Source organism: Polymorphospora sp. NPDC051019 (assembly GCF_040683055.1).
GTDB lineage: Bacteria > Actinomycetota > Actinomycetes > Mycobacteriales > Micromonosporaceae > Polymorphospora > Polymorphospora lycopeni.
The window spans coordinates 1-16,431 of record NZ_JBFBCH010000040.1; the positions used below are offsets into that span (position 1 = coordinate 1).

The window sequence follows — 16,431 nt, forward strand, 5'->3', positions numbered from 1 at the left end:
GTCTACGCCGAATACTTCGACGAGACCGGACCCACCCGCACCACCGTCGCCGTACACCAACTCCCGCACCCGCACCTGCTCATCGAGATCCAGGCAGTGGCCGTACTTCCGGAAGGAGCCCGCGCATGACCGAGATCGCCGAGCCGGTGAGCTTTCCCGGCTGGATCGACGAGAATCAGCACCTGCTGAAGCCGCCGGTCAACAACAAGCAGATGTTCCCCACCGGCGCCGACTTCATCGTGCAGGTCGTCGGCGGCCCCAACCAGCGCACCGACTTCCACGTCGACCCGTACGAGGAGTTCTTCTACCAGGTCAAGGGCAACATGCACGTGAATCTGATGACCGAGGACGGGCCGCGTACGGTGCACATCCGCGAGGGCCAGATGTGGGTGCTGCCGGGCAACGTCCCGCACTCGCCGCAGCGGCCCGAGGCCGGCTCGATCGGCGTCGTCATCGAGCGGGTCCGCGAGGAGGGCACGCTGGAGCGCTTCCAGTGGTACTGCCTCGACTGCGGCAACAAGGTCCACGACGTGGAGCTCCAGGTACGTGACATCGTCGCCGACCTGCCGCCGGTCTTCCAGGCGTTCTACGCCGACGAGAAGGCCCGGACCTGCGACCGGTGCGGCGCGTTGCACCCGGGCAAGGGCTGATGGCCGGCCCCGTCGTCGACCTGCACTCCCACCTGGTGCCGAAGGGCTGGCCGGACCTGTCCGCCGCGTGCGGCGGCTCCGGCTGGCCCTGGCTGCGGATCGACTCCGAACGCGCCGCCATGATCATGGTGGGGGAGACGGAGTTCCGGCCGGTCGGCCCGCCGGCCTGGGACGCCCCGACTCGACTGTCCGACATGGACACCGACGGGGTCGACGTGCAGGTGGTGTCGCCGACACCGGTCTTCTTCTCGTACGAGCGGCCGGCCGATCAGGCCGCCAAGGTCGCCCGGATCTTCAACGACCTGACCCTCGAACTCACCTCGTCCGGCGGCGGCCGGCTGGTGCCGTTCTGCCAGGTGCCGCTCCAGGACCCGGACGCCGCCTGCGCGGAGGTCGACCGCTGCCTCGCCGCCGGCCACGCCGGCGTCGAGATCGGCAACCACGTCGGTGACCGCGACCTCGACGACGAGGGCGTCGTCACCTTCCTCCAACACTGCGCCTCGGTCGGCGCCCCGGTGTTCGTGCACCCCTGGGACATGCCCGGCGGCCCCCGCCTCGACCGGTGGATGGCCCGCTGGCTGACCGGCATGCCCGCCGAAACCCACCTGTCGGTCCTCGCGCTCATCCTCGGCGGCGTCTTCGACCGGGTGCCGGACACCCTGAAACTGTGCTTCGCCCACGGCGGCGGCAGCTTCCCGTTCTGGCTCGGTCGCGCCGACAACGCCTGGCACCGCCGCGGCGACCTCGTACGCGGAAAGTCCGAACACCCGCCGAGCCACTACGTGAACCGCTTCCTGGTCGACAGCGTGGTGTTCGAGCCGGCCGCACTGCGGCTGCTCGTCGACACGCTCGGCGCCAGCCAGGTGGTGCTCGGCAGCGACTACCCGTACCCGCTGGGGGAGCGGCCGGTCGGTGACGTGGTCCGCAGGTCCGACTTCCTGACCTCCGACCAGCGCGACGCCATCCTCTCCGGCAACGCGTTGCGCTTCCTCGGCCACCGCCCCTAGTCGTCCGCGCCCCGGCCGGTCCTGCTGTCCGGAGCCGAACCCACGGGCCGGGTCCGAGAGGGGCCCGGACCCGGCCCGGTGCCAGTGGAACTGTCCTATGCGGACTCACCGCGTAGTAGGGTGATCGACGACGAGGCACATGTCCGGCGCGAGGAGCGACGAGATGGCCGACCTGCCGGCGATAGCCCGTGGGACCCCCGATCAGATCCGGCGGGCGAACGATCTCCGATCGGCGTGGCTCCGGCGCCACCAGCGGGCCGCGGCCATGCCCCGCGAGCTCAGACTGGTCCTCCTCGGACTCACCGACGCGAACTGGTGGATCAGGAACGACGAAACGGGACCGGACGGCTTGACCTCGGCCATCCGTCAGCGGCTCGGTCCGCACGGGCACCTGCTGGGAGCCCCGGTCGGTGCGCCGCCACCACGGACGGCCGTGCCCGTGCCCGTGCAGCGAGCGAAGCCGCCGGTCCAGCCGGCCCCGACGGCCCCGCCCCGGCACGACGACGAGGACTGGGACCTCGGTGGGGCCAAGGAGCCGTACACCTATACGGCGGGATTCGCGTTCATCGGTAGGAACAAACGGCCACAGGTCCGTATCGACTGCTACGTGGGCGACGAGTGGGTCTCGGAGTACGGCTACCGGTTCACCAACCGCGAGGTCACCGAGCCGACCGACAGGCGTGTCACCTGGGCGATCAAGCAGCTCGGGTTCCGGATCGAGCGCGGGTCCACCTGGAAAAAGGTCGAACACGAGGAATGGATGATCGACGTCGAGGAGACCGGCGAGCCCGGTGTGGGGTCGTTCCCCAAGGTCCAGCCGGTGGACGAGGTCGTCTCCAGAATCCTGCGTTGACCGGAGGCCGCCCGTCCGGGCTGCCGAGATGGCCCGTCAGACGGCGTACGCGATGGAGCCGTCCGCCCGCATCGGGATGCGGGTCAGTGGCCGGCCGGTCAGGTCCTGTGGCTGCGCGCCGGCCAGAGCCAGGGTCACCCCGAGTCCCGGTTCCTCTGGCACCGGCAGGTAACCACCCTCGCGGCGTACGCAGGCTCGCGCCGGCCCCTCGACAAGCTCGTCGTCGAGCGGCGAGTACTCCTGGGTGACGAAGTTCGGGATCGCCACGTCGAGGTGCACCGACGCCATGGTCAGCAGCGGCCCGAGGCAGTTGTGCGTCACCACCGCCGCATGATGCGCCTCGGCCAGCGCGGCGATCTTCCGGCCGTGGCTGAGCCCGCCGGCGAGCCCGACGTCGGGGCGTACGTACTGGGCGCCGCCCTGGGCGAGCAGTTCCTTGAACTCCCAGATGGTGTGCAGCCGTTCCCCGTTGGCGCTCGGCACCCCGAGGGCGCGTCGGGCCACCTCGGCCTGGCTGCTGACGCTGTCGATCTGGATGGCGTCCTCGACCATCAGCGGGTGGTGCGGGGCCAGGGCGGGGATGACGGCCGCCGCCTGGAGCGGGGTGAGCTTGCGGTGGAGTTCGATGAGGATGTCGACGTCCGGGCCGACGGTGTCGCGTACGGCGGCGGTGGTCTTCACCGTTTCGGCGACGAGCCGGGCCTGTGACAGGTCGCCGTGGTCGGCCGGCAGCGGGTCGAACTTGACGGCGGTGAAGCCGTCGGCGACAGCCGCTGTGGCCTGGGCGGCGAGGGTTTCGGCGCCGGTGCCGGGCAGCAGCAGGTGCAGCCGTACCTTGTCGCGGTAGCGGCCACCCAGCAGATCCCAGACGGGTACGCCGAGGGCTTTGCCCTTGATGTCCCACAGGGCGATGTCGATGGCGGAGACGGCGCCGCCGAGCACCGCGCCGCGGAACGGGCCCATCCGGTAGAGGTGCTGCCAGTGGTGTTCGATGCGGGCCGGGTCGGCGCCGACAAGGTGTGGCCGGAACGTCTCGACGACGGCGTGTACGGCGGTCGGGTAGCCCCAGCAGGCGGACTGGCCGACGCCGACGAGTCCGGTGTCGGTGTGCACGGTGACGAAGTGGGCGTCGCCCAGTACGACCGACTCGACCTCGGTGATCCGCATCATCGCTCCCTGTGCCGCCGGGGCCGGCGCGGCGCCCGGGAGAGCGCCCGCACCGTGGCCGGCAATTTAAGTCCAATAACGGCCACAACCTTGCACCTGCACTCTTCCATAGCTTCGCGGCGTGGTCTAGGCTCCCCAACGAACGAGCCGCATTACGGCTCATACGATCCCAGGGGGTGTGATGGGTCTGGCGGACGACTACCGGTCGATGGCGCGGATCCGCCGGTTCGAGGAGCGGCTGATGACGCTCAAGGACGAGGGCGAGGTTCCGGGCTCGATCCACCTGTGCAACGGCCAGGAGGCGATCCCGGTCGGGGCCGCCCGGGTCCTGCGCGACGGCGACTACGTGTCGGCGACCTACCGCGGCCACGGCTGGGCGCTGGCCCGCGGCGTCGACATGGCCGCCCTGTTCGCCGAGATCATGGGACGCGACTCCGCGCTGTGCGGCGGCCGTGCCGCGTCGCCGTACCTGTCGGACGTCTCCCGGCGCTTCGTCGGCGAGAACTCGATCGTCGGCGCCGGTGTGCCGGTCGCGGCCGGGGCCGCGCTGACCGCCCGCCACCAGGGCACCGGTGACGTGTCGGTGGCGTCCATCGGTGACGGTGCGATGAACCAGGGCAACGTGCACGAGGCGCTCAACCTCGCCGCCGTACTCGACCTGCCGCTGATCCTGGTCGTGGAGAACAACGTCTACTCGGAGATGTCCCGCATCGACGACATGGTCCGGGTCAAGCAGCTGGCCGAGCGGGCCGCCGGCTACGGCATCCCGGGCACCGTCGTCGACGGCAACGACCCGGACGCGGTGGCCGCCGCCGTGGCGACCGCCGTCGAGCGGGCCCGCGCCGGCGACGGACCCTCCATCGTGGAGGCGATGACCGAGCGGCTGGTCGGCCACTACAGCGGCGACGCCCAGCACTACCGGCCGGCCGGCGAGATCGCCGATGCCCGTACCCGGGAGCCGTTGGTCCGGATCCGTAACGCCGCCGACGCCGCGCTGACCGCCACGCTCGACGCCATCGACGCCGAGGTGGCCGCCGAGGTCGAGGCCGCCGTCGCCGCCGCCCGCGCCATCGCCTTCCCCGACCCGGCGACCGTGAAGGAGCACCTCTATGCCTGAGTCGCTGCGCTACATCCAGGCCGTCAACCACGCCCTGGCCTGGGCGCTCGACAGCCGCGACGACACCGTCTACTTCGGTGAGGACGTCGCCCTGCCCGGCGGGCCGTTCGGCGCCACCAAGGGGCTGCACAAGCGGTTCGGCGACCGCCGCATCTTCGACACCCCGATCTCCGAGACCGGGTTCCTCGGCATGGCGCTCGGCAGCGCCATGACCGGCCTGCGGCCGATCGCCGAGATCATGTACGCCGACTTCGCGTTCGTCGCGATGGACCAGATCGTCAACCAGATCGCCAACACCCGCTACTCCAGTGGCGGCCGGTGGACCGCGCCGCTGGTGATCCGGATGCAGCAGGGCTACTCGCCGGGCGCCTGCGCCCAGCACTCGCAGTCGATCGAGGCGTACCTCGCGCACACCCCGGGACTGCGGGTCGCGCTGCCGGCGACGGCCGACGACGCGTACCAGATGTTGCGTACCGCCGTGACCAGCGACGACCCGGTGGTGGTCGCCGAGGCCCGGATGCTCTACCCGACCCGGGGCGAGGTCCGCCTCGACGCGCCGGTCGAGCCGGTCGGCGGCGCGAGGGTGGTCCGCCCCGGCACCGACGCGACCGTGGTCGCCTGGTCGCGGCTGGTCCCGGTCGCCGTCGAGGCGGCGAACCAGCTCGCCGCCGAGGGGATCGAGGTCGAGGTCGTCGACCTGCGCTGGCTCAACCCGCTCGACTTCGACACCGTCGCCGCGTCGGTCGGCCGCACCGGCCGGCTCGTCGTGGCGCACGAGGCGAACCTGACCGGCGGCTTCGGCGCCGAGATCGCCGCCCGCGCCGCCGACGAGTGCTTCGCCGACCTGCGGGCCCCGGTGCGCCGGGTCGCGGCTCCGGACGTACCGATGCCGGCCGCGCCGTCGCTGCAGGCCGCGGTGGTGCCGGAGGCGGCGGCCGTGGTCGACGCGGTCCGCCGGACCCTGGCGTGACCACCGCGACCGGACCCGGCCCGGCCGGCGGCGACCCGAACGCCGCCGACGCCGGACCCGGCCGGGGGACGGCCGGGAACGGCGCCGGGCTGCTCGCCGGGCGGCGGGTCGTGGTCGTCGGCGGCGCGTCCGGGATCGGTCTCGCCACCACCCGCGCGGCCGCGGCCGCCGGCGCCGCCGTCGCGGTCCTCGACCTCGACGGCGACGGCGCCCGCGCCGCCGCCGCGCAGGCCGGCCCGGGGGCGTACGGGTACCAACTCGACATCACCGACGAGGCGGCGGTCGCGGCCACCCTGGACCGGGCCGCCGCCGACCTGCGCGGAATCGACACCGTGCTGCACGTCGCCGGGATCATGCGCGGCCAGGGGCTCGACGTACGCGAGGTGACCGCCGACCTGTGGGCGCGGGTCATCGCCGCCAACCTCACCGGCCCGTTCCTGGTGGCCAAGCACGCCACCGGGCACCTCGAGGCGGCCGGCGGCGGCGTACTGGTCTTCGTGGCATCGAAGGCGGGCATCGTGACCGGATCCGGGTCGGTACCCTACGGCGCGAGCAAGGGAGGGCTGCACGGCCTGGCCCTGACCCTCGCCCGGCAGTTGCGGCCACGCGGCATCCGGGTGCACACCCTGTGTCCGGGCGACATCGACACCCCGCTGATGCGCCGGTCACTCGACGAGGCGGCGCGCAACGGCGCCGACGCGGCGGGGGTGGCGCGGGTCCGGGCCGGGCTGGGCCGTCCCGAGGACGTCGCCGCGGTGCTCACGCTGCTCGCCGCGCCGGCGGCCGACGCGCTCGACGGCACGGTCTACACGAGCTGAGCCGGGGCGGCCGTGTCGCGGCGGCCCCGGAACAGGCGTACGACGGAAGGGCAGGGACCTTGATCGGGATAATCGGTCCGGAGGACTCGATTCGACTCGTGCTGGCGGTCGCCGAGGCGGAGGGGCGCGCCGGCGAGGTGACCGCCCGCGCCTACACCGACCCCGAGCAGGCCCCGGAGCTGGCCCGCGAACTCGACGACCTGTGCCAGGTGCTGCTGTTCACCGGCCGGATCCCGTACGCGTTCGCGGCCGCCAAGGGGAACCTGCGCGCCGAGATCGACTTCGTCCCGCACGGCGGCATCGACCTCTACCGCACCCTGTCCCGGATGCTCATCGCCGGGGCCGGCCGGCTGCCCCGGGTCAGCGTCGACACGATCGAGGCGGCGACCGTACGGGAGACGTTCCACGACATCGACGTCGAGCCGCCGACCGAGATCCGGCCGATCGCCGACGCCAACGGGCTGCTCTTCTCCGGCCTCGACGAGATCACCGCCTACCACCGGGAACGCTACGAGTCCGGCGCCGTGCAGGCGTGCCTGACCTGCCTCGGCGCCGTGCACCGGGAACTGGCCGCCGCCGGGGTGCCGGTCTGGCGCGTCGAGCACACCCGGGCCGCGGTCCGCGACGCGCTGCGCCGGGCCTGGCTGGCCGCCGAGGTACGCCAGTCCAGGGCCACCCAGATCGCCGTCATGATGATCGAGGTGTCCGCGCCGCCCGGCCGGCAGCGCGACCCCTACCAGGTCGAGCGGCAGCGGCTGCGGCTGCGCGAGGCACTGCTCGAACACGCCCAGCGGATGCGCGGCCGGCTCACCACCGTCGACGACAGCACCTTCGTCATCACCACCACCCGCGGCACCATCGAGGGCGCCATCGCCCGCCAGCGGGCCGGGCACGCCTCGCTGCTCGCCCTGCGCAACGTCGACCTGCCGCACACCGTCGGCTTCGGCGCCGGCACCACCATCGCCGCCGCCGAGGACAACGCCCGCAAGGCCCTCGCCCTCGGCCGCCAGGACGGGCACGTCCAGGTCGTCTTCCCCGACGGCGAGGTGTACTCGTCCGGTGACGCCGCCGTACCGCGCCGGCTGCGGGAGACCGCGCCCGGCGTGCTGCGCGTCTCCGAACAGCTCGGCCTCGGTCCACTGTCGACGCGGCGGCTGCTCGACGCCCTGCACCAGATGGACCCCGCCCAGGTGACCGCCCGCGGCCTCGCCGACGCGTACGGGGTGGAGGCCCGCTCCGCCCGCCGGCTGCTCAACGCGCTGCGCGCCGCCGGCTTCGCCGAGGAGGCCGGCGTGCACGTCAGCACCGGCGCCGGCCGCCCGCAGACCGTCTACAAGGTGCAGCTGCAGCGGCTGGTCAGCGCCCTGGACGGCGACGCGTCGTGAGGTTCGACCCGTGCTTCCTGGCCACCGCGACGTTCGCCGCCGACGCGGCGACCCGGCGCGAGCCGCACCGGGCGGCCCACCTGGCGTACGTGCGGGAACTGCTCGCCGACGGCACCGCGCTCGTCGCCGGGGCGCTGGCCGACCTGTCCGCGTCGGTGCTGGTGCTGCGCGCACCCGACGAGGCGGCGGCCCGCGCGGTCCTTTCCCGCGACCCCTACCGGGCGCACGGCGTGTGGACGTCGATCGAGGTCGTGCCGTACCTGGCGGCGACCGTGGACACCATCGGGAGGTAACAGGTGACGAGAGTCCGGCCCGTCCAGGGCGTAGAGGTTTCCGGCGGCGAGCATGCCCCGTACGCGGCGGAGTTGCTGCGCGCCGCGGGTCCCGACCCGCTGACGGTACGGTTCGTCGCCGACCCGGTGCTGGCCGAGGGGGCCTTCCGGATCGACGTACCGGAGAGCGGCGACGTCGTGCTGACCGGTGACCCGTTCGCCGGCCTGGTCCACGCCGCCCGCGAACTCGCCGCCCGGATCACCCCGGCCGGGCTGCCGGTCGGCGTCCACGCCGACGGGCCGGGGCTGCCGCTGCGCACCCTGTGGACCTGGGACCACTCGACCAACTGGGACGAGCGGCAGCTCGGCCAGCAGGAGATCGGGGCGCTGAACCCGTACGGCAAGGGCGCCGACGCGTTCGGCGAGGACTACCGCCGGCTGGTCGACTTCTGCAGCCGGGAACGGATCGGCGGCATCGTCGTCTACGGGCTGCTGCGCGACGCGCACGGCGGCGTCGACGCCGCCCGCGCCCTGTGCGAATACGCCAACGCGCGCGGGGTGCGGATCATCGCCGGGATCGGCGTCAACGCGTACGGCGGCATCTACTTCGACGGCCGGCACCGGTTCAACCTCGCCACCCACCTGCGGCGGCGTCCCGAACTGTCGGCCGTCCTGCCGCCGAAGGTCGGCTTCGACATCGACGAGTTCGGCGACCTGCACTTCCCGGCCAGCGAATACATGATGGCCGCCTGCCCGTCGCACCCGGACAACCTGGCCTGGCACCGCGACGCCATCGACTGGCTGCTCGACACGCTGCCGGTCGGCGGGATCAACTTCGAGACCGGCGACTACGGCAGCTGCGCCTGTGAGCGGTGCGCCGCCCGCACCGGCGGCGAGCGCACCTCGTGGTCGTACGAGGCGATGCGGGCGGTCTACCCGACGCTGCTGGAGACCGCCCGGCGGACCGGGCCGGCCGGGGTGCCGCTGCGGCACCTGGTCGAGGTCTACTGGGACAACATCTTCGACCTCGACGCCCAGAAGCCGCTGGCCGACCTGCCCGACGACGTCGCCTACCAGTACTGCGTCAACCGCGGCTTCTGGTACGACCACCGCGACCGGCTCACCGCCGGGCACGTCGCCGCGCTGCCGCACACCACCAATGTGCTGCGCACCCACGGCGGCTCGCAGTGGAACCGGCAGCGGCACTCGCTGGTCGCCGACATGTACGCCGACATGGCCGCCCGCGGTGGCGCGGCCGGGATGCGCGGGCTGACCATCTTCGCCGAGCCGTCCGCCTACCACCCGACGAACGAGATCAGCTACCTGGCGTACGCCCGGTTCACCTGGAACCCCGACCTGGCCTGGGACGACTTCTGGTGGGCCGAGGTCGTGCCCCGGCTCGGCGGCGCCGACCAGGCCGAGGCGTTCCGGGCCGGGGCGGCCCTGCTCGACGACCCGACCGCCACGGCCGGGGACCTTTCCCGGGTACGCGGGGAGGCGCTGGACGTGGTGGCGTCGACGACCGGCGAGGTGCAGCGCCGCTGGCTCTGGCTCGCCGAACGCACCGCCCGCTTCGCCCACGCCCTGACCCCGTACCGCTGACGGTCTCTCCCCGCGATCTTGCACTTGTCGCCTCCCACAAGGGACGAATGGAGGAGACAACCGCAAGATCGCGGGATGGGCGGGGCGGGCTCAGCAGCGGGGGAGGAGCCAGTCGCCGGTCTCCGGGCTGACCAGGCCGAACCGGACCGCCGTCGTCGCCGCCTCCAGGCGCGAGTGCGCGCCCATCTTGGTCAGCACCTGCTGGATGTGGCAGCGGGCCGTCGCCGGCGCCACCCCGAGCGTGCGGGCCAGCTTGCGGGTGTCGTGCCCGCCGACCAGCGCCCGCAGCGTCTGCCGCTCGCGCGGGGTCAGGAACGCCGCCATCCGCCGGGCCTCCTGCGCCCGGTCGTGGTTGGCCGCCCGGGGCACCGGCACCGGCGTCGGCTCCGCGGGAAAGACCGTCTCGCCGTTGTACACCCGGTGCAGCAGGGCGGTGATCTCCCGGGCCGGCTGGCGCTTGTCGGCGACGCCGCGCACCTGCGCCTCCCGGGCGGCGGCGAGCAGGTCGGCGTCGACCCGCCCGGTCAGCAGCACGATCCGGGCGCCGGGGGCGACCCGGCGGAACTCGGCCAGCCGGGGCAGCACCGACTCGCGGCCGAACGTCACGTCGAGCAGGCAGATGTCGACCGCCTCCCGGCGCAGCACGGCCAGCGCGCGGTCGGGGTGCCCGGTGACCGCCGTGATCCGCATCCGGGCGGCGGTCAGCAGTTCGGCGAGCGACTCGGCGAACACGGTGTGGTCGTCGCAGACCAGTACCCGGATCATCGGACCGCCCCTTCCCGGTTGTTCTCCCGGGTGGCCGCCGCGTGGACCGGGGTGAGCAGCACGACCCGGCCGCCGCCGAGCGGGCCGGATTCGATCCGTACGCCGCCGCCCCAGCCGGCGGTCAGGTCCCGCACGATCGACAGGCCCAGCCCGCCGGTGCGGGCGGCCGCCGCGTTGAGGCCGGGGCCGTCGTCGTCGACCCGGGTCACCGCCCAGCCGTCCTCGACCGCCAGGGTCACCTCGACCAGGCCGCGCGGCCCGGCGGCCCGTACGGCGTTCTGCACCACGTTGCGCAGCACCCGCCAGTACGCCAGCCGGTCGGCGTACGCCGACAGCTCCCGCGCCCGCACCCGTACCCGGGTCGTGGTGGCCGGGGCGATCGCCTCGACCACCTCGGCGGCGACGAGGTCCAGCCGCACCGGTGCGGTCGGCCCCTCGGCCGGCGGGCAGTCGTCGTAGGCGCGTTGCAGCCGGTCGAGGCGCTCGACCTCGCGCAGGATCAGCCCGGCCCGGGCCCGGCTGTGCGGGCCGACGTCGGCGGCCTCGCCGAGCAGCGTGGCGAGCAGCGAGATCGTGCCGATCTGGTGGTGGATGTCGTGGCTGAGCTGCCGGCGCCCGGCGTCCGCCGCCGCGGCCCGCCGTCGTGCCGCGGCCGCGCGCGGTGCCGGCACCCGGCCGGCGGCCGGTCCGGCCGCCTCCGGCCGGCCCGTCGTGCCGCCGGTCACCTCGCCGTCCGGTCGGCCGCCACCCGCCGGCGTCCTCTCCTGGTCCACGGTTGACCCTCTCGGTGTGGTTCGTTACCAGACGTAACGCTACAAGCGGTGATGCTGCGACTACCCAAAGCGGCGACCTTGTCCGTCATTCGTCGTATCCCGGCTACGTACGGCCGGCGCCCGGCGCCGCCGGACGCGCCCCCGCGGCGCGCTCCGGTCCCCGGGGTGCGGGCGCGGCCGGCCCGCTGTCGCGGGTGATCCGCGACAGCAGGGTCCAGTGGTCACGGGCCGAGTCGAAGTCGGCCGTCGTCGCCGCCACGTCCGCCACCCCCGCGACCAGCACGTCACGCCACAGCTCCGGCGGCAGGCGCAGCCGGTGCAGGGCGTCGCCGAGGTAGTCGCGCACCAGGTCCGCGAACCAGCCGCCGCCGGCGAAGGCGTACGCCAGCCCGGCCCCCCACCGGTCGGCGACCAGCCCCGGATGGCCCGGCACCCGCCGGCCCGGCCGGACGTGCCGGTCCAGGCACAGTGCGTAGCTGACCGCGAACCGGGCCACGTCCCGCAGCGGCTCGCCGGAGAGTTCCGCCGCCTTCCACTCGACCACGCCGGTGACCCGCCCGTCGGTCAGCAGCAGGTTGCCGAACCAGAACTCGCCGTGCACCACCGTGCGTGGCGTACGGTGCCCGGCCAGCCGGTCGGCCGTCGGGCCGAGCCGGTCACGCAGCCGTCGGCCCAGCGCCGGGAACCGGTCCTCGCACTCGTCCAGCGCGTCCCACAGCAGGGTCACCGGAGCCGGCCGCCCCGCCGTCGCCTCCCGCAGGTCGGCCAGCCACTCCTTGGCGGCGGCGAAGTCGGCGCGTACCGCCCTGGGTCGGGCCGTGTGCCGCCAGCCGTGGAAGCCGGCGGCCATCGGCGTACCCGGCACCGCCGTCGTCAGCAGCGCCGGCCGCCCGTCCACCGGCAGGAAACCCACCGCCTCCGGCACGCTGCCGGCGACCCGGCCCAGCGGGCGGTCGCGCAGCGCGGCGAGCAGCCGGCCCTCCCGCTGGATGCCGTCCTGGGCCGCCGCCGTGGTCGGCGCCCGCAGCACCAGGTCCGGGCCGATCCTGTCGTGGATCACGAACACCGCGTCGGAGTCCGCCGACCGGCCGCCGGTCAGCACCACCGACACCCCGGGCCGGTCCAGCAGCCGCGACAGCTCCATCCCGCCCAGTAACCGCGGCTCCGGATGCCGCGCCAGTTCAGTCACGACGCCCACCCCCCGTCTTGCCGCTCTTCCTGCCGCCCTTCTCGTTGATCAAGGAGTTGTTGCCATGATCACGACCTGGTTTGTCCGGTACATCCCCTTGATCAACGAGGCCGGCGGGACGCGCGGGACGCGTGGGGGTATGGGTTGCGCCTACCAGGAGGCGGTCACCGGTCGGGGCGAACCGCAGCAGGCCGGGTGCGGCGCGGACCAGCCGTACGGCCGCCCACATCGGGGCGTGCCACAGCGTCACCCCGCTCGGCACGGTCAGCATCCGCGCCGTCCAGCGCAGCGCCGGCACCGTCACCTGCGTCACCGCCAGCGGGGCGGCCAGCGACGGCAGCGCCACGTACTCGACCTGTGGCCGTACCCCGGCCCGCCGGGCGAGCGGCCGCAGCCGCCGGCCCAGCAACGCCACCGGCGTACCGGGCGGCAGTTCCCGCAGTTCGCGCAGTGCCAGGTCGCGCCGGCCGGCGTCGACCACCACGGTCCCCGGCGGCAGCAACAGCCGCCACCGCTGGTCGCAGTACCTCACCCGGACATCTCCCATCGCCATCAGTCGGAGCCCATCGCCGTCACTCGGAGCCCACCGAGCCCGTCACCGTCACTCGAATCCCCATCCCGTCACCCGGCCCACCCGCCGGTCACCGCCACGGCCGCCCGTCCCGGTACGTGTGGTCCAGCACCCGCCCCAGCGCCCGCGGCGTGAACCGGTCGCCGATCCGCTCCCGGGCCCGGATCGCCATCCGCGCCGCCTCCGCCGGCCGGTCGAGCAGGTGCCGGACCGCGCGGGCCAGTTCCCGGGGCCGCCCCGGCGGCACCAGCAGGCCGGTCTCGCCCGGCACGACCACGTCGGGTACGGCGTCCACGGCGGTCGCCGCGACCGGCAGCCCGGCCCCGATCGCCTCGATGACCGTGCACGGCAGCCCCTCGTGCCGGCTGGCGAGGGCGAAGACGTCGAAGGCGGGCAGCAGGTCGGCGACGTCGTCGCGGTGCCCGAGCAGGCGGAAGCGCGCGGCGACCCCGCGGGCCCGCGCCCGGTCGAGCAGCCGCCCGCGGCCCGGCCCGTCGCCGACCCACACCCCCCACACGTCGTCGCCGCCGAGCGCGGCCAGCGCGTCGATCCAGTCGTCGGGTGCCTTCTGCCTGCCGACCCGCCCGACGGTGCCGACGACCCGGACGCCGGGCGGTACGCCGAGCGCGAGCCGGGCCAGCCCCCGGGCGGTGCTGCCGGGCGCCCGCCACACCGGTTCCACGGCGGGCATGATGGTGCGGATCCGGTCCGGTGCGGCCACCCCGTGCCGGATCGCCGAGGCGGCGACCGCCGGGCCGACCGCGAGGAACGCGTGCGTACGCCGGGCCAGCCAGCGTTCGGCGGCCAGGTGCGCCCGTCGGCGCCAGCCGGCCTGGAACGGGTGGAACGGCAGGCCGTGGAAGGTGTGCACGACACGGGGCGTGCCGGCCCGGTCGGCGGCGGCCCGGCCGAGCGCGCCCGCCTTCGCGGTGTGCGTGTGTACGACGTCGTAGCCGCCGTCGGTGATGATCCGGGTCAGCGCCGCCAGCGCCGTCCGGTCGGCGCGCGGCGCGACCCCGGGCACCAGGGCCGGCACCCGGGCCACGTCGAAACCCGCCGTGTACGCCTGCCCCAGCAGGTCGCCGGGCGGCACCTCCTTGACCGCCTCGGCTCCGAACAGGACGTCGTCACCGCCCGGGTCGTCACCGGGCGTGCGACCGCCGGCGACGAGGGTGATCTCGTAGCGGGCGGGGTCGAGCGCGAGCGCACCGCGCAGGGTGACCCCGCCGGCCCCGTCGGCCAGCCGGGTGATCATCAGGGCGACCCGCAGCCGGCACCGCGTCACCGGCCCGCCCCGGCCGGCACACCGGCTCCGGCGGCCCGGGGCAGCCCGGACCGGGCGGCGGTGCCGGCGGCACACAGTTCCGACATCGACATCCGGCCGCCGCGGCGCAGGCCGATCCGCAGGCAGGGCAGCCGCTGGGCGTGCGCCTGCGCGATGTCGGCGACGGGCGGCTGGGCCGGCCCACGTCCGGTCGCCGACGCCAGCGTGGCGGCGAATCCCCAGTAGCCGGCGAGGCGCGGGGCGGCGTAGGTGGTGGCGACCAGCGCCCGGGCCGCCTCGTCGGCCTTGGCCTCCTCGATCGTGGTCCACAGCGCCTCCTCGACCACCACGACCCGGTCGGGGGCCAGTTCGGCGACCCGCAGCGCGGTCGCCGGCCGCCGGTCCGGCAGCCACCGGCCGGCGGATCCGTCGTCCAGGCCGGCGCCGGCCCCGGCGGTTGGGTGCGCTTCGGCCAGGCCGAAGCAGCGCTCGTCGTCGGCGACGCACAGTTCGGGGGAGGTGACCGGTCCGGTGGTCAGCGCGGTCGCGACGATCCGGGACCGGCCCAGCTCGCCGGCGCCGACCAGCATCGGCGTGCCGGCCGGACCGCGTACGACGGTGGCGAGCAGCGGCACCCGCCCGCGCCAGCCGGCCCGCCACAGCACGGGGTAGTCGAGCAGGACGGCGGCGGCGAGCCGGCGCGCGGCGTCGCCGTACAGCCGGTTGGCCAGCCGGGCCGCCGGCCGGGGCCGGTAGCGGGCGACGACCTCGAGTTCGTCGCCGGCCACCACGGTCAGGTCGAAGCCGGAGCCGGCGGCGTCGCGCAGGACGGTCCGCTCGCCGTCGGACCACGCGTCGTCGCCGACCCGGCGCAGGCCGCGGACGTCGAAGGCCGACCGGTTCGGCTGCACCCGCAGCCGTACCGTGGGCGCGGCCGGGCCGGGCGGGGCCACCAGGCCGACGGTACGGCCGACGAGCCGGCGTACCCACGCCGGCCCGGGTTCGACCCCGACGATCTCGCCACCCGATCTGAACAGCATCGATGGATTCCCTTCCGGTGGGGGGACGGCCGGCCGGCGCGGTCCGGTCGGCGGGCGGTGCTGGCGGGATTCAGTGGTCGGTGGCCCGCATGCCGCTGCGCAGCGCCAGGGCGACCGACTCCAGCGTCGAGTGCACGCCGAGCTTGGAGAGCATGTTCTGGGTGTGGGTACGCACGGTGTTGGTGGACAGGTGCAGCCGGGCGGCGATCTGCACGCGGCTGAACCCGTCGACCATGGCCTGCAGCACCTCGCGCTCGCGCGGGGTCAGCACGGCCAGCGGGTCGGCCTGCTGCGGTTCGAGACCGACCAGGGTGTTGAGCACCTGGCCGAGCACGTCCGGCGGCACCCACGCCTCGCCGCGGGTGACCCCCCGGATGGCCCGGACGAGCTGCTCGGGCTTGACGGTCTTGGGCAGCCAGGCGCGTACGCCGCCCTGCAGCGCCGACACCACCGAGTTCGGCGCGTCGACGCCGGTCAGCATCACGACCCGGGTGGTCGGGGAGGCTTCCCGGGCGAAGCCGGCCAGCGCGACCGCGCTGTCGTTGCTGAAGGCCATGTCGAGCACGAGTACGGCCGGGTGGTCCCGGGAGATCCGGGCCCGCACCTGCTCCGCGTTGTACGCGACCCGGACCGGACGCAGGTCCGGCTCGCGGGACAGCCGGGTCTGCAGCGCCTCGGCGAACAGCGCGTGGTCGTCGGCGAGCAGGACGGAGATGTCGCCGACATCCGGGGCCGCCCGCCGCATCCGCGGCAGGTCGGTGGAGACGTGCACAGGAATGACGCCCATGTCAATGGCGTACTCCTTTCGTGCGCGTTCCGCTGGCGAATGCGCCGAAGCGACATCGATGTACGAGAACGGGCCTACGCAAAACGCATGAACCGTGTCATCCAGTTCGGTCCACGTCGTTACATTGACCGCGTGGACCGTGCGGTCGTCCCTGGCATCCCGCGGCCGGCACCACGACCGCCGTCGTACGGCGGTGTTCCG

General features: G+C 74.3%; 18 protein-coding genes. 10 read left to right on the forward strand and 8 right to left on the reverse strand.

Annotated elements, in window-relative coordinates; genetic code table 11:
• The 4 genes from AB0M79_RS35675 to AB0M79_RS35690 form a co-directional block, all read left to right on the forward strand.
• Window positions 1-129: Rid family hydrolase (locus AB0M79_RS35675; protein WP_364223125.1), on the forward strand; the 129-nt coding region annotated here is incomplete at its 5' end.
• Window positions 126-650 (forward strand): 3-hydroxyanthranilate 3,4-dioxygenase, encoded by a 525-nt coding sequence (locus AB0M79_RS35680; protein ID WP_212818072.1) that lies wholly within the window; start codon window positions 126-128, stop codon window positions 648-650. The genes AB0M79_RS35675 and AB0M79_RS35680, both read left to right, overlap by 4 nt.
• On the forward strand, window positions 650-1,657 hold the full coding sequence (locus tag AB0M79_RS35685; RefSeq protein WP_364223045.1) for an amidohydrolase family protein: 1,008 nt from the start codon (window positions 650-652) through the stop codon (window positions 1,655-1,657). Before AB0M79_RS35680 ends, AB0M79_RS35685 begins: the two co-directional genes overlap by 1 nt.
• A gap of 439 nt (window positions 1,658-2,096) precedes the next feature.
• Window positions 2,097-2,510, forward strand: a complete 414-nt coding sequence (locus AB0M79_RS35690) for a hypothetical protein (RefSeq protein ID WP_364223048.1) — start codon at window positions 2,097-2,099, stop codon at window positions 2,508-2,510.
• A gap of 36 nt (window positions 2,511-2,546) precedes the next feature.
• On the opposite strand, the gene AB0M79_RS35695 is transcribed toward AB0M79_RS35690, so the two are convergent.
• Complete coding sequence (locus AB0M79_RS35695; RefSeq protein ID WP_364223051.1) at window positions 2,547-3,677, reverse strand: mandelate racemase/muconate lactonizing enzyme family protein; 1,131 nt, start codon at window positions 3,675-3,677, stop codon at window positions 2,547-2,549.
• Window positions 3,678-3,858: 181 nt separating this feature from the next.
• Between AB0M79_RS35695 and AB0M79_RS35700 the strand changes: the two genes are divergently transcribed.
• From AB0M79_RS35700 to AB0M79_RS35725, 6 genes are read left to right on the forward strand one after another with little or no spacing between them, the layout of a single operon-like run.
• Window positions 3,859-4,794 carry a thiamine pyrophosphate-dependent dehydrogenase E1 component subunit alpha gene (locus AB0M79_RS35700; protein WP_364223054.1) on the forward strand — a complete coding sequence of 312 codons (936 nt, stop codon included), beginning with the start codon at window positions 3,859-3,861 and terminating at the stop codon, window positions 4,792-4,794.
• On the forward strand, window positions 4,787-5,764 hold the full coding sequence (locus AB0M79_RS35705; protein WP_364223058.1) for a transketolase C-terminal domain-containing protein: 978 nt from the start codon (window positions 4,787-4,789) through the stop codon (window positions 5,762-5,764). The genes AB0M79_RS35700 and AB0M79_RS35705 overlap by 8 nt, the downstream gene beginning before the upstream one ends.
• Window positions 5,761-6,582, forward strand: coding sequence for an SDR family oxidoreductase (locus AB0M79_RS35710; protein WP_364223061.1), 822 nt, complete (start codon window positions 5,761-5,763; stop codon window positions 6,580-6,582). The genes AB0M79_RS35705 and AB0M79_RS35710 overlap by 4 nt, the downstream gene beginning before the upstream one ends.
• A 59-nt stretch (window positions 6,583-6,641) precedes the next feature.
• Window positions 6,642-7,967: a hypothetical protein gene (locus tag AB0M79_RS35715; protein ID WP_364223064.1), complete on the forward strand. Its 1,326-nt coding sequence runs from the start codon at window positions 6,642-6,644 to the stop codon at window positions 7,965-7,967.
• On the forward strand, window positions 7,964-8,260 hold the full coding sequence (locus AB0M79_RS35720) for a YciI family protein (protein WP_364223067.1): 297 nt from the start codon (window positions 7,964-7,966) through the stop codon (window positions 8,258-8,260). Before AB0M79_RS35715 ends, AB0M79_RS35720 begins: the two co-directional genes overlap by 4 nt.
• A 3-nt stretch (window positions 8,261-8,263) precedes the next feature.
• Window positions 8,264-9,841 (forward strand): hypothetical protein, encoded by a 1,578-nt coding sequence (locus AB0M79_RS35725; protein WP_364223070.1) that lies wholly within the window; start codon window positions 8,264-8,266, stop codon window positions 9,839-9,841.
• A gap of 90 nt (window positions 9,842-9,931) precedes the next feature.
• Here the strand turns inward: AB0M79_RS35725 and AB0M79_RS35730 are convergent, their stop codons facing one another.
• The 7 genes from AB0M79_RS35730 to AB0M79_RS35760 form a co-directional block, all read right to left on the reverse strand.
• Window positions 9,932-10,606, reverse strand: a complete 675-nt coding sequence (locus tag AB0M79_RS35730) for a response regulator transcription factor (RefSeq protein ID WP_364223073.1) — start codon at window positions 10,604-10,606, stop codon at window positions 9,932-9,934.
• The gene (locus AB0M79_RS35735; protein WP_364223076.1) at window positions 10,603-11,379 is read right to left on the reverse strand and encodes a HAMP domain-containing sensor histidine kinase; all 777 of its coding nucleotides are present in this window, start codon (window positions 11,377-11,379) and stop codon (window positions 10,603-10,605) included. The genes AB0M79_RS35730 and AB0M79_RS35735 overlap by 4 nt, the downstream gene beginning before the upstream one ends.
• 103 nt (window positions 11,380-11,482) lie before the next feature.
• The gene (locus tag AB0M79_RS35740) at window positions 11,483-12,568 is read right to left on the reverse strand and encodes a hypothetical protein (RefSeq protein ID WP_364223079.1); all 1,086 of its coding nucleotides are present in this window, start codon (window positions 12,566-12,568) and stop codon (window positions 11,483-11,485) included.
• Window positions 12,561-13,100 carry a hypothetical protein gene (locus AB0M79_RS35745; RefSeq protein ID WP_364223082.1) on the reverse strand — a complete coding sequence of 180 codons (540 nt, stop codon included), beginning with the start codon at window positions 13,098-13,100 and terminating at the stop codon, window positions 12,561-12,563. The genes AB0M79_RS35740 and AB0M79_RS35745 overlap by 8 nt, the downstream gene beginning before the upstream one ends.
• 109 nt (window positions 13,101-13,209) lie before the next feature.
• The gene (locus AB0M79_RS35750) at window positions 13,210-14,424 is read right to left on the reverse strand and encodes a glycosyltransferase (protein ID WP_364223085.1); all 1,215 of its coding nucleotides are present in this window, start codon (window positions 14,422-14,424) and stop codon (window positions 13,210-13,212) included.
• Window positions 14,421-15,443, reverse strand: coding sequence for a hypothetical protein (locus tag AB0M79_RS35755; RefSeq protein WP_364223088.1), 1,023 nt, complete (start codon window positions 15,441-15,443; stop codon window positions 14,421-14,423). Before AB0M79_RS35755 ends, AB0M79_RS35750 begins: the two co-directional genes overlap by 4 nt.
• 70 nt (window positions 15,444-15,513) lie before the next feature.
• Window positions 15,514-16,230: a response regulator transcription factor gene (locus AB0M79_RS35760; RefSeq protein ID WP_357542132.1), complete on the reverse strand. Its 717-nt coding sequence runs from the start codon at window positions 16,228-16,230 to the stop codon at window positions 15,514-15,516.
• Window positions 16,231-16,431: the final 201 nt, after the last annotated feature.

Bases quoted from the DNA above. Each gene is read 5' to 3' on its own strand.
- AB0M79_RS35730 (WP_364223073.1), bottom strand. From the start codon at position 10,606: ATGATCCGGGTACTGGTCTGCGACGACCACACCGTGTTCGCCGAGTCG.
- AB0M79_RS35695 (WP_364223051.1), bottom strand. From the start codon at position 3,677: ATGCGGATCACCGAGGTCGAGTCGGTCGTACTGGGCGACGCCCACTTC.
- AB0M79_RS35700 (WP_364223054.1), top strand. From the start codon at position 3,859: ATGGGTCTGGCGGACGACTACCGGTCGATGGCGCGGATCCGCCGGTTC.
- AB0M79_RS35680 (WP_212818072.1), top strand. From the start codon at position 126: ATGACCGAGATCGCCGAGCCGGTGAGCTTTCCCGGCTGGATCGACGAG.
- AB0M79_RS35755 (WP_364223088.1), bottom strand. From the start codon at position 15,443: ATGCTGTTCAGATCGGGTGGCGAGATCGTCGGGGTCGAACCCGGGCCG.
- AB0M79_RS35760 (WP_357542132.1), bottom strand. From the start codon at position 16,230: ATGGGCGTCATTCCTGTGCACGTCTCCACCGACCTGCCGCGGATGCGG.
- AB0M79_RS35685 (WP_364223045.1), top strand. From the start codon at position 650: ATGGCCGGCCCCGTCGTCGACCTGCACTCCCACCTGGTGCCGAAGGGC.
- AB0M79_RS35705 (WP_364223058.1), top strand. From the start codon at position 4,787: ATGCCTGAGTCGCTGCGCTACATCCAGGCCGTCAACCACGCCCTGGCC.